The organism is Sutterella wadsworthensis, assembly GCF_003315195.1.
Lineage (GTDB): Bacteria > Pseudomonadota > Gammaproteobacteria > Burkholderiales > Burkholderiaceae_F > Sutterella > Sutterella wadsworthensis.
The window spans coordinates 162,091-175,428 of sequence record NZ_QNRV01000002.1; the positions used below are offsets into that span (position 1 = coordinate 162,091).

Annotated in this window: 6 protein-coding genes; all 6 read left to right on the forward strand. The window is 55.0% G+C overall.

Annotation, left to right across the window (positions count from 1 at the left end; all coding sequences use genetic code 11):
• Positions 1 to 90 precede the first annotated feature (90 nt).
• The gene (rpoB, locus tag DES29_RS01935; protein WP_016475359.1) at positions 91 to 4,254 is read left to right on the forward strand and encodes a DNA-directed RNA polymerase subunit beta; all 4,164 of its coding nucleotides are present in this window, start codon (positions 91 to 93) and stop codon (positions 4,252 to 4,254) included.
• A 17-nt stretch (positions 4,255 to 4,271) separates the two neighbouring features.
• Positions 4,272 to 8,657 (forward strand): DNA-directed RNA polymerase subunit beta', encoded by a 4,386-nt coding sequence (rpoC, locus tag DES29_RS01940; protein WP_046446127.1) that lies wholly within the window; start codon positions 4,272 to 4,274, stop codon positions 8,655 to 8,657.
• 291 nt (positions 8,658 to 8,948) lie between these two features.
• Positions 8,949 to 9,326 (forward strand): 30S ribosomal protein S12, encoded by a 378-nt coding sequence (gene rpsL / locus DES29_RS01945; protein ID WP_113854364.1) that lies wholly within the window; start codon positions 8,949 to 8,951, stop codon positions 9,324 to 9,326.
• A 163-nt stretch (positions 9,327 to 9,489) separates the two neighbouring features.
• The gene (gene rpsG, locus DES29_RS01950) at positions 9,490 to 9,960 is read left to right on the forward strand and encodes a 30S ribosomal protein S7 (protein ID WP_005431590.1); all 471 of its coding nucleotides are present in this window, start codon (positions 9,490 to 9,492) and stop codon (positions 9,958 to 9,960) included.
• Between the two features lie 70 nt (positions 9,961 to 10,030).
• On the forward strand, positions 10,031 to 12,133 hold the full coding sequence (gene fusA, locus DES29_RS01955; protein ID WP_005431592.1) for an elongation factor G: 2,103 nt from the start codon (positions 10,031 to 10,033) through the stop codon (positions 12,131 to 12,133).
• A gap of 51 nt (positions 12,134 to 12,184) precedes the next feature.
• Positions 12,185 to 13,338 (forward strand): elongation factor Tu (tuf, locus tag DES29_RS01960; RefSeq protein ID WP_113854375.1); only part of this gene is annotated, 1,154 nt, incomplete at its 3' end.

Below are 13,338 nucleotides of genomic sequence, written 5' to 3' on the forward strand. Positions count from 1 at the left end.
GAAGTGCCGAGCGGCTTTTCGGCGTCCTTCCTCATTCTTCTCATCAAGTTTTGACTTCCTGGTTCATCCATACTGTCGAACGGAGTGTCCATGTCGTACTCGTTCACTGAAAAGAAGCGCATCCGCAAGAGCTTCGCCTCTCGCCCGAGCGTCCTTGAAGTGCCTTCCCTGCTTGATATTCAGCTTCGTTCCTACGAAGACTTCCTGCAGGTCAATGTGAAGCCTGCTGCACGCAGCAACAATCTCGGCCTTCAGGCCGCCTTCACCTCAATTTTCCCGATCACGAGCCATAACGGTTTCGCGCGTTTGCGTTTTGCCGGTTATGAGCTTGCTGAGCCGGAATTCGACGTTGCCGAATGCCAGCTCCGTGGTCTGACCTATTCGAGCCGTCTGCGCGCGAAGATTCGTTTGGAAATCTACGATCGCGAGGCTGCTCAGCCTGAGACCATTAAGGAAATTCGTGAGAACGACGTCTATATGGGCGAAGTGCCTCTGATGACGGAAAAGGGTTCGTTCATTGTGAACGGTACCGAACGCGTGATCGTGAGTCAGTTGCATCGTTCTCCTGGCATCTTCTTTGAGCATGACAAGGGTAAGACGCATTCCTCGGGCAAGTTGCTGTTCTCTGCTCGTGTAATTCCTTACCGTGGTTCCTGGCTTGATTTTGAATTTGACGCCAAGGACATTCTTTATTTCCGCGTAGACCGTCGTCGTAAGATGCCGGGCACGATTCTGCTCAAGGCAATCGGCTACTCGGTTGAGGATATCCTTGCCCGTTTCTTTGCCTTTGACAGCTTCTCGCTGCTCAAGAGCGGCGCCAAGCTCCCCGTTGTTCCTGAGCGTCTCAAGGCTCAGACGATGAGCTTCGACATTGTTGATGCCGAAGGCAAGGTGATTGTTCCGCATGACAAGCGCATTACCGCTAAGCATCTGCGCGACCTGAACAAGGCCAATGTCACGACTATTACGGTTCCAGATGACTATCTCCTGGGCCGTGTGCTGGGTAAGACGATCATTGATCAGGAAACGGGTGAAGTCATCGCCAACGCTAACGACGAGATCACGGAAACCGTGCTCGCCGCGATGCGTGCTGCCCGTGTTCGCAAGTTCGATGCTCTCTTTACGAATGAGCTTGATCACGGCGCCTACATCTCCAACACACTGCGTTTGGATGACACGCCCGACCAGTTCTCGGCTCGCGTCGCCATCTATCGCATGATGCGTCCGGGTGAGCCGCCAACGGAAGAGGCTGTAGAGTCGCTCTTTGACCGTCTCTTCTTTGATCCTGATGCCTATGATCTGTCACGTGTTGGCCGTATGAAGGTCAACGCTCGTTTCGGCCGTCCTTCGGCAGAAGGGGAGCGCACGCTGACGAAGGAAGACATCGTAGACACTATGGCGATGCTCGTTGCACTGCGAAATGGCCAGGACAACGTTGATCTCGTCAATGAAAAAGGCGAAGTTCGCACCTGTGTTGTAAACGGCGTCGATGATATTGACCACCTCGGCAATCGTCGTGTTCGTTGCGTAGGTGAACTCGCGGAAAATCAGTTCCGCGCAGGTCTGGTGCGCGTCGAACGTGCGGTCAAGGAACGTCTCAATCAGGCGGAAAGCGACGGTCTTACCCCGCAGGATCTGATCAACAGCAAGCCTATTTCGGCTGCTATTCGCGAATTCTTTGGCTCGAGCCAGCTTTCGCAGTTCATGGATCAAACGAATCCGCTTTCGGAAATTACCCATAAGCGCCGTATTTCTGCACTTGGTCCGGGTGGTCTGACGCGTGAGCGAGCGGGCTTTGAAGTTCGCGACGTGCACTCGACTCACTATGGCCGTGTATGCCCGATCGAAACGCCTGAAGGTCCGAATATTGGTCTGATCAATTCACTCGCCTTGTATGCGCGTTTGAATGAGTACGGCTTCCTTGAGACGCCGTATCGCAAGGTTGTTGATGGTGTGGCGACCAAAGAAATCCATTATCTGTCGGCTATTGAAGAAGGCAAGTACATCATTGCTCAGGCCAATGCAGAAATGGATGACAACGGTCGTCTCACGCAGGAACTCGTTTCGGCTCGTGACAATGGGGAAACAATCCTGGCTTCGCCCGAACGCATCCAGTACATGGACGTGGCGCCGGCTCAGATTGTGTCCTGCGCAGCGGCCTTGATTCCGTTCTTGGAACACGACGACGCGAACCGAGCATTGATGGGCGCTAACATGCAGCGCCAGGGTGTGCCTTGCTTGCGTCCCGAGAAGCCTGTTGTAGGTACGGGCATTGAGCGTACGGTGGCGGTTGACTCCAAGACTGCTGTTCAGGCTCGTCGTGGTGGCGTCGTTGACTATGTCGATGCCAACCGCGTGGTTATTCGTGTCAACGACGACGAATCCGTGGCGGGTGAAACGGGTGTGGATATCTACAATCTGCAGAAGTTCACGCGTTCAAACCAGTCAACCAACATCAATCAGCGTCCGATCGTCGTCAAAGGCGACCACGTTGCTGTGGGTGATGTGCTTGCTGACGGAGCTTCGACCGATACCGGCGAACTCGCGCTCGGTCAGAACATGCTGATCGCCTTCATGCCGTGGAACGGATACAACTACGAAGACTCGGTCCTCATCAGCGAACGCGTGGTTGCCGATGATCGCTATACCTCAATTCACATTGAGGAACTTTCGGTTGTATCGCGTGACACGAAGCTTGGCCCCGAAGAGATCACTCGCGACATTTCGAATCTTTCAGAAAGCCAACTCGCCCGTCTGGATGATTCCGGCATCGTGTTTATCGGTGCTGAAGTTAAGGCCGGTGATGTGCTCGTCGGTAAGGTTACGCCGAAGGGTGAAACGCAGCTGACTCCGGAAGAGAAGCTTTTGCGCGTCATCTTCGGTGAGAAGGCTAGCGATGTGAAGGACACGTCTCTTCGCGTACCGTCGGGTATGACGGGTACGGTGATCGATGTCCAGGTCTTCACTCGCGACGGCGTCAAGCGTGACAAGCGTGCAGAAAGCATCATTGCCGATGCACTCAAGCGTTATCGCCGCGACCTTGATGACCAGCTTCGTATCGTTGAACGCGACTCATTTGATCGTCTGCGCCGTCAACTTGCGGGCCACAAGGTTGTGAGCACGATGAAGTTCGACGGATTGCCTGCCGACGGTGTGCTTACGCCTGAATTTTTGGCCTCGGTGCAGGGGTACGACCTCTTCGGTCTCCGTATGGAAGAAGAAGTCGCGCAGCACTTCATCGACCTCACGAAGCAGGCTATCGAGCATACCCGCGAAGATAATGCGCGCAAATATGAGATCAAGAACGACAAGCTTACCCGCGGTGACGAACTGCCCCCGGGTGTCTTGAAGATGGTCAAGGTCTATATTGCTGAGCGTCGTCGTCTGCAGCCGGGTGACAAGATGGCCGGTCGTCACGGCAACAAGGGTGTGGTTTCAAAGATCTGCCCGGTTGAAGATATGCCGTACATGGCGGATGGTCGTCCTGCCGATATTGTGCTGAATCCGCTCGGTGTGCCGTCTCGTATGAACATCGGTCAGGTGCTTGAAGTGCATTTGGGCTGGGCAGCAAAGGGTCTTGGCTGGCGCATTGAGAAGATGCTCAAGACGGAAACTGCGCGTCAGATTCGCGCCTTCCTGAATGAGATCTACAACCGCACCGGCAAGCATGAAGATCTCGACAGCCTCAGCGATGAAGAACTCATGCGTATGGCTCGCAATCTGCAAAACGGTGTGCCGTTCGCAACGCCAGTGTTCGACGGTGCAAACGAAGAGCAGATCCGTATGATGCTCGACCTTGCATTCCCGGATGATGAAGCTCAACGTCTGCAGCTTACGTCGTCCAAGACGCAGGCCACGCTTTACGACGGCCGTACGGGTGATGCGTTTGAACGCCCGGTTACTGTTGGCTACATGCATTACCTCAAGCTTCACCACTTGGTCGATGACAAAATGCATGCTCGTTCGACGGGTCCGTATTCGCTTGTTACTCAGCAGCCTTTGGGCGGTAAAGCCCAGTTCGGCGGTCAGCGTTTCGGCGAAATGGAAGTGTGGGCACTCGAAGCCTACGGTGCCGCATACGTGCTGCAGGAAATGCTTACGGTCAAGTCCGACGACGTCAATGGTCGTACGAAGATGTACGAAAACATCGTTAAGGGCGAACACAAGATTGAAGCCGGCATGCCGGAATCCTTCAACGTGCTAGTGAAGGAAATCCGCTCGCTCGGCATCGACATCGACCTCGTCAAGAACTAAGAGAGGATTTAAGCGAAATGAATTCTGCGCTTAATGACATTTTGAATCAGGTCAATAAGGACGAGCATTTTGATGCCATCCGCATCGGCCTTGCCAGTCCCGAGAAGATTCACTCCTGGTCCTACGGCGAAGTCAAGAAGCCGGAGACGATCAACTACCGTACTCAGAAACCTGAGCGCGATGGCTTGTTTTGCGCCAAGATTTTTGGCCCGGTGAAAGACTATGAGTGCTTGTGCGGAAAGTACAAGCGTCTGAAGAACCGCGGAGTAATCTGTGAAAAATGCGGCGTTGAAGTGACGCTGGCCAAAGTGCGCCGCGAAAGAATGGGTCACATTGACCTCGCTAGCCCGGTGGCGCACATTTGGTTCTTGAAGAGCCTGCCGAGCCGGATGGGTATGGTGCTCGATATCCCGCTGCGTGATATCGAACGCGTACTTTATTTCGAGGCTTACATCGTTGTAGATCCGGGATTGACGCCGCTTTCTCGCGGTCAGCTCCTCACGGATGAAGAGTTCATCCAGAAGACTGCTGAATTTGGCGACGATTTCAAGGCCATGATGGGTGCCGAGGCCATTGGCGAACTCTTACGCACGATTGATATCGATGCTGAAGTTTTGCGCCTGCGCGATGAACTCTCGACGACCAATTCCGAAGCTAAGATCAAAAAGTACGCCAAGCGTCTGAAAGTGCTTGAGGCTTTCCAGCGATCTGGCATCAAGCCTGAATGGATGATCATGACGGTCCTTCCGGTGTTGCCGCCGGATCTCCGACCGCTGGTTGCTCTTGACGGCGGCCGCTTTGCAACGTCAGATTTGAATGATCTTTATCGTCGAGTCATCAATCGCAACAACCGTTTGAAGCGTCTCCTTGAGATCAAGGCTCCCGATATCATCGTCCGCAATGAAAAGCGTATGCTGCAGGAAGCTGTGGATTCGCTTCTCGACAACGGCCGTCGCGGCAAGGCGATGACTGGCGCCAACAAGCGTCCGCTCAAGTCTCTCGCTGACATGATCAAGGGTAAGAGCGGCCGTTTCCGTCAGAATCTGCTCGGTAAGCGTGTCGACTACTCCGGTCGTTCTGTGATTACAGTTGGTCCTGAACTGCGCCTGCATCAGTGTGGTGTGCCGAAGTTGATGGCGCTTGAACTCTTCAAGCCGTTCATCTTCAATAAGCTCGTTCAGCGTCAGCTTGCGCCGACACCGAAGGCTGCCAAGAAGATGGTGGAAAACCAGGAACCGGTAGTGTGGGATATTCTCGAAGAGGTGATTTTCGAGCATCCCGTAATGCTCAACCGTGCTCCGACGCTTCACCGTCTCGGTATTCAGGCATTTGAACCGAAGCTAATTGGCGGCAAGGCCATGCAGCTGCATCCGCTCGTCTGCGCGGCATTTAATGCCGACTTCGACGGTGACCAGATGGCTATTCACGTCCCGCTTTCGCTGGAGGCGCAGCTCGAAGCCCGCGGACTGATGATGTCCTCGAACAACGTGCTCTTCCCGGCTAACGGCGATCCGTCGATTGTGCCGTCACAGGACATGGTGCTGGGTCTTTATTACGCTACGCGTGAGAAGATCAATGGCCGTGGCGAAGGCATGTTTTTTGCAGACATTCCTGAGGTTCAGCGTGCTTGGGACAGTGGCGTTGTCGAACTGCAGACGCGTTGCACGGTTCGTATCAAAGAGTATTCGCTCAACCGTGAAACCGGTGAGAAGACGCCGAAGATCGTTCGTTACGAAACGACTGTCGGTCGTGCGCTCCTTTCCGAAATTCTTCCGGAAGGCATGAGCTTCAAGGAGCTCAACATTACCTTGAAGAAGAAGGAAATTGCCAAGCTGATCAACCGCTGCTTCCGTCTTTGCGGTCTGCGCGCAACGGTGATTTTCGCCGACAAACTCAAGGACAACGGCTACCGTCTGTCGACACGTGCAGGCATCTCTATCTGTGTGGGCGACATGAAGGTTCCTGTGCAGAAGGAGCAGCTCGTCCGCGCCGCCGAACAGGAAGTTAAGGAAATCGAAGCGCAGTACACGTCAGGTCTTGTGACGCAAGGTGAACGCTACAACAAGGTGGTGGACATTTGGGGTCGTACATCGGACCAGGTCGGCAAGGTGATGATGCAAGAGCTCTCCACGGAGCCCACTATCGACCGTCACGGCAAGAAGGTTTCTCAGGAGTCCTTTAACAGCGTTTACATGATGGCTGACTCTGGTGCTCGTGGTTCCGCAGCTCAGATTCGACAGCTCGCCGGTATGCGCGGTTTGATGGCTAAGCCAGACGGCTCCATTATTGAAACGCCGATTACAGCGAACTTCCGTGAAGGCCTCAACGTTCTGCAGTACTTCATTTCAACCCACGGTGCTCGTAAGGGTTTGGCTGATACGGCGTTGAAGACGGCAAACTCTGGCTACCTCACCCGTCGTCTCGTTGACGTGACGCAGGATCTTGTGGTGGTCGAGGACGACTGCGGTACGACTCGCGGCGTTGAGATGCGTGCGCTTGTGGAAGGCGGTGAAGTCATTCAGGCGCTGCGTGATCGTGTTCTCGGTCGTGTCACTGCTGTTGACGTCATCAATCCTGATACGCATGAAGTTGTGATCGCTGCCGGCACCCTGCTGGATGAGCGGCTTTGCGACAAACTTGACGAAGTTGGTATTGACATGGTCAAGGTTCGTACGCCGCTGACCTGTGATACCCGCTACGGTTTGTGCGCCAAGTGCTATGGTCGTGATCTCGGCCGCGGCACGTTGGTTAACGCAGGCGAGTCTGTCGGCGTTATCGCAGCTCAGTCGATTGGTGAGCCGGGTACGCAGCTGACGATGCGTACGTTCCACATTGGTGGTGCGGCGTCCCGTGCTGCAGTTGCATCGAGTATCGAGGCCAAGTCTGCCGGCACGGTGGGCTTCAATGAAGCAATGCGCTTCGTGAAGTCTTCCAAGGGTGAACTCGTGGTGATTTCTCGTTCCGGTGAAATCATTGTGATGGATCACGGTCGTGAACGTGAACGCCACAAGGTACCGTACGGCGCCTCGCTCTTGATTCAAGATGGGCAGACGATTAAGGCCGGACAGCAGCTTGCTACCTGGGATCCGATGACCCGTCCGATTATTACGGAGTACGCCGGCCGCGTTAAGTTTGAGAACGTTATTGAAAACGTTACCGTGATGAATCAGGTCGATGAAGTGACGGGGCTTTCGAGCCTTGTTGTGATCGATCCGAAGAAGGCTACGAAGAGCGGAAAGAGCTCTTCTGCTGGCATCCTGCGCCCGTTGGTTCACTTGATCGATGAAAACGGCGATGAAGTGAAGATCCCGGGTACGGATCACGCAGTGACGATTCAGCTGCCGGTGGGCGCTTTCGTGGTTGTTCGCGACGGCCAGGACATCGGTATGGGTGAGGTGCTTGCTCGCATTCCGACGGAATCGCAAAAGACCCGTGATATTACGGGTGGTTTGCCGCGTGTGGCTGAACTCTTTGAAGCTCGCAGCCCCAAGGATGCTGGCATGCTCGCCGAGGTGACTGGTACTGTGACCTTCGGTAAGGAAACAAAGGGCAAGCAGCGCTTGATCATTACTGATCAGGAAGGCAATTCACACGAAACACTCATCAGCAAAGACAAGACGGTCCTCGTTCATGACGGTCAGGTCGTGCAGAAGGGTGAAGAAGTGGTGGATGGTCCCGTTGATCCGCACGACATTTTGCGACTGCTCGGTATTGAAGAGCTCGCGCGTTACATTGTCGACGAAGTCCAGGACGTTTACCGCCTGCAGGGTGTGAAGATCAACGACAAGCACATTGAAGTGATTGTTCGTCAGATGTTGCGCCGTGTCCAGATCACCGATCCGGGCGATACGCACTTCATCCAAGGTGAACAGGTCGAACGTTCCGAAATGCTCGATGAGAACGATCGAGTTACTGCGCTGGGCAAACGTCCGGCAACGTACGAAAACGTTCTGCTCGGCATTACGAAGGCATCGCTTTCGACGGACAGCTTCATTTCGGCAGCGTCTTTCCAAGAAACAACGCGAGTACTGACGGAAGCCGCCATCATGGGCAAGCGAGACGACCTGCGTGGTTTGAAGGAAAACGTGATCGTTGGCCGTCTGATTCCGGCAGGTACGGGTCTTGCCTACCATCAGGCTCATAAGGCGATGGAGCTGGCAGAACGTCTTGAACGTGCTACTCAGGCCTTTGAAGAACCGCCGGTAACGGAACAGATGACGACAGCATCAGCGGCTGAGCCAGCTGAAGATGCGGACAGTGAGGAGGAGGTTCGTCCGATGGTCGATCCGTTCGCCTTCATTGACCACAAAGCTCCGGTTGAAGCTGATCCGAAGCTGTCAGTTAAACCCGCCGACGCAGCAGCGTCTTCCGAGCCTGATGCGGATAGCAAAGGTGCTGAATAAACAGCAAAGTGACTGAGACCAGCGCAAGCTGATCTAACTGTCGCGCGAAAGAGCCCGATCCTCCTCAGAGGGAGTCGGGCTTTTTCGTATTGAAAAAATTGCCCAACCGCCTTGACAGCGCAGACTGATTAGACGAAAATCACGTGTTTTCGGGCGTCCGAGCCGCTCTTGCACTCTGTAAAAGCCTACTCCGAGTAGGTTGTTCGGCAAGAATAGGCGGCCCGAAAAGACGTTCAAACCTAGTGCTTCAGGGGAATCCTGAGCACTGCTTAATATCATTAGACGGACGATATGCCTACTATCAACCAGCTTGTTCGCAAGCCTCGTGAACTCACGCACGATAAGAGCAAGAGCCCTGCTCTCAAGAACTGCCCGCAGAAGCGCGGCGTTTGCACGCGTGTGTATGCCACGACCCCGAGGAAGCCGAATTCGGCTCTGCGTAAGGTCGCTAAGGTACGTCTCACGAATGGCTTCGAAGTCATTTCTTACATTGGCGGCGAAGGCCACAACCTCCAGGAACACTCCGTGGTGCTCATCCGCGGCGGTCGTGTAAAGGATCTTCCTGGTGTTCGCTACCACATTGTTCGCGGCTCTCTCGACACCCAGGGCGTCAAGGACCGCAAGCAGGCTCGCTCCAAGTACGGCGCCAAGCGCCCGAAGGCAGCCTAACAGCGCTTGGCGGCTTTGCCGCAAGCAGCGGCCTAAACAGAGTTTTCTGCAGAAGGCCGAGTAAGTCACGGACCCTGCGTCCGAGAGAAAACATTAAGCATGCATCTCACAGCATTTCATTTTGAGAAGCATGCAAGACTGAAGATACGAAAGAGGAATCAAAATGCCCCGTCGTCGCGAAGTACCGAAGCGCGAAATTCTGCCCGATCCTAAGTACGGCAGCGTGGAAATCACGAAGTTCATTAATGTGATCATGCTCGATGGCAAGAAGGCGGTTGCGGAACGCATCGTCTACGGTGCCCTTGCGCAGATTGAAGAAAAGACCGGCCAGAGCGCTATTGAAGTGTTCAACAACGCCATCAACAACGTCCGTCCGCTGGTGGAAGTTAAGTCCCGCCGCGTTGGTGGCGCCAACTATCAGGTCCCGGTCGAAGTCCGTCCCGTTCGTCGCCTCGCTCTCGCGATGCGCTGGCTCCGTGAATCGGCTAAGGGGCGCTCCGAAAAGTCGATGCCGCAGCGCCTCGCCGGCGAACTGCTCGACGCCGCTGAAAACCGCGGCGGTGCCGTTAAGAAGCGCGATGAAGTCCATCGTATGGCTGAAGCCAACAAGGCCTTCTCGCATTTCCGCTTCTAACTCCGCATATCGGCTGCATGAAGCTCTGAAACCCAAGCAACGTGCAGCAGCAAATTGAGAGGAACCTTAAATGGCTCGTCAAACTCCGATCTCGCGTTATCGCAACATCGGTATTTCCGCCCACATTGACGCGGGCAAAACCACCACTACCGAACGCATTCTGTTCTACACGGGCGTGAGCCACAAGCTCGGCGAAGTGCATGATGGCGCTGCGACGATGGACTGGATGGAACAGGAACAGGAACGCGGCATCACGATTACCTCCGCTGCTACGACCTGCTTCTGGCGCGGCATGGAAATGCAGTGGCCGCCGTATCGTTTCAACATCATTGACACCCCGGGCCACGTCGACTTCACGGTCGAAGTGGAACGCTCTATGCGTGTGCTCGACGGTGCTTGCATGGTGTACTGCGCTGTGGGCGGCGTGCAGCCCCAGTCTGAAACGGTTTGGCGTCAGGCCAACAAGTACCATGTGCCCCGCCTCGCGTTCGTCAACAAGATGGACCGTACCGGCGCTAATTTCTTCAAGGTCTATGACCAGATGAAGAAGCGCCTGCAGGGTAATCCTGTTCCGGTCGTGATTCCGATTGGTGCGGAAGATACTTTTGCCGGCGTGGTGGACCTCCTGAAGATGAAGGCCATCATTTGGGACGATAAGTCTCAGGGCATGAAGTTCACGTACGAAGACATCCCCGCCGAACTCGTCGATTCTGCCAATGAATGGCGTGAAAAGATGATTGAAAGCGCTGCGGAAGCCAACGAAGAACTGATGAACAAGTACCTCGAGGACGGTGAGCTGTCTGAAGAGGAAATTGTCAAGGGGCTTCGTCAGCGTACGATCGCTTGTGAAATTCAGCCGATGCTCTGCGGTACCGCCTTTAAGAACAAGGGCGTGCAGCGCATGCTTGACGCTGTTGTTCAGTTCCTGCCGGCTCCGACGGACATTCCGCCGGTTGAGGGCTTCGATCTTGACGACAAGCCCGTCACCCGTGAAGCAAGCGACGATGCTCCGTTCTCGTCCCTGGCTTTCAAGATCATGACGGACCCGTATGTGGGCCAGCTCACGTTCCTTCGTGTGTATTCCGGCATGCTCAATTCCGGCGATACCGTTCTGAATTCTGTTAAGGATCAGAAGGAACGCATTGGTCGTCTGCTGCAGATGCACGCCAACGAGCGTAAGGAAATCAAGATGGTGGAATGCGGCGACATCGCTGCAGCCGTCGGTCTGAAGTCCGTTACGACTGGCGATACGCTGTGCTCGCTCGAACATCCGATCATCCTTGAACGCATGGAGTTCCCGGAACCTGTGATTTCGCAGGCCGTTGAGCCCAAGACGAAGGCTGACCAGGAAAAGATGGCGCTCGCTCTGAATCGTCTTGCTCAGGAAGATCCGTCCTTCCGCGTTCGTACGGACGAGGAATCTGGCCAGACCATCATCTCTGGTATGGGTGAACTTCACCTTGAAATTCTTGTTGACCGCATGAAGCGCGAATTCAACGTTGAAGCGACGGTTGGCAAGCCTCAGGTGGCTTACCGTGAGACGATTCGCTCGACAGTTGAAAATGCTGAATGCAAGTTCGCCAAGCAGTCGGGCGGCCGCGGCCAGTATGGTCACGTCGTTCTGAAGCTTGAGCCGCTGCCTCCCGGCAAAGGTTTCGAATTTGTCGATGCAATTAAGGGCGGCGTTGTTCCGCGTGAGTACATCCCGGCGGTTGAAAAGGGCGTCGAAGACACCCTTAAGGCTGGCGTGCTCGCGGGCTTCCCGGTCGTTGACGTGAAGGTTACGCTCCATTTCGGTTCGTACCACGAAGTTGACTCGAACGAAAATGCGTTCAAGATCGCTGCTTCGATGGCGTTCAAGGATGGTATGCGTAAGGCTGATCCGGTTCTTCTGGAGCCGATCATGGCCGTTGAAGTCGAAACGCCGGAAGAAAAGATGGGCGACGTGATGGGGGATCTTTCTTCCCGCCGCGGCGTTATCCAGGGCATGGAAGACATGGTCGGCGGTGGCAAGAACATCAAGGCTGAGGTTCCGCTCGCTGAAATGTTCGGCTACGCCACGCAGCTGCGCTCCCTCACGCAGGGCCGCGCTACCTACACGATGGAGTTCAAGCACTACGCAGAAGCTCCGCGTGCGGTTGCAGAAGCTGTCATTGCTGACAAGACGAAGTAAAATCAATCAGATAACCTGATTCACCAATACCATTACCATTAAGGATTAAAAATGGCAAAGGAAAAATTTGAGCGTACGAAGCCGCACGTGAACGTCGGCACGATCGGTCACGTTGACCATGGCAAGACCACGCTGACGGCAGCCATCTGCACGACGCTCGCGAAGCACTTCGGCGGTGAAGCCAAGGCTTACGATCAGATCGACGCGGCTCCGGAAGAAAAGGCTCGCGGCATCACGATCAACACCGCTCACGTCGAATACGAAACGGCAAATCGTCACTATGCGCACGTTGACTGCCCGGGCCACGCTGACTACGTGAAGAACATGATTACGGGTGCTGCTCAGATGGACGGCGCGATCCTGGTCGTGTCTGCCGCTGACGGCCCGATGCCCCAGACCCGCGAGCACATTCTGCTTGCCCGTCAGGTTGGCGTTCCCTACATCATCGTCTACCTGAACAAGTGCGACATGGTCGACGACGAAGAGCTGCTCGAACTCGTTGAAATGGAAGTTCGCGAACTGCTCTCGAAGTACGACTTCCCGGGTGATGACATTCCCATCATCAAGGGTTCGGCCAAGCTCGCCCTTGAAGGCGACCAGAGCCCGATCGGCGAACCGTCGATTCTCAAGCTTGCCGAAACGCTTGACACGTACATTCCGACGCCGGAACGTGCTGTTGATCAGCCGTTCCTTATGCCGATCGAAGACGTGTTCTCGATTTCCGGCCGCGGTACGGTGGTGACGGGTCGTGTTGAACGCGGCGTGATCAAGGTTGGCGACGAAATTGAAATCGTGGGCATCAAGCCGACGACGAAGACGACCTGCACGGGCGTTGAAATGTTCCGCAAGCTGCTCGATCAGGGTCAGGCTGGCGACAACGTTGGTATTCTGCTTCGCGGCACGAAGCGTGAAGAAGTTGAACGCGGTCAGGTTCTGGCCAAGCCGGGTTCGATCACGCCGCACACCCACTTCAAGGGTGAGGTGTACGTTCTGACGAAGGATGAAGGCGGCCGTCATACCCCGTTCTTCAAGGGCTATCGTCCGCAGTTCTACTTCCGTACGACGGACGTGACGGGTACGATCGAACTGCCCGAAGGCGTCGAAATGGTCATGCCTGGCGACAACATCACGATGACCGTGAAGCTGATCTGCCCGATCGCTATGGAACAGGGTCTGCGCTTCGCTATTCGTGAAGGCGGCCACAC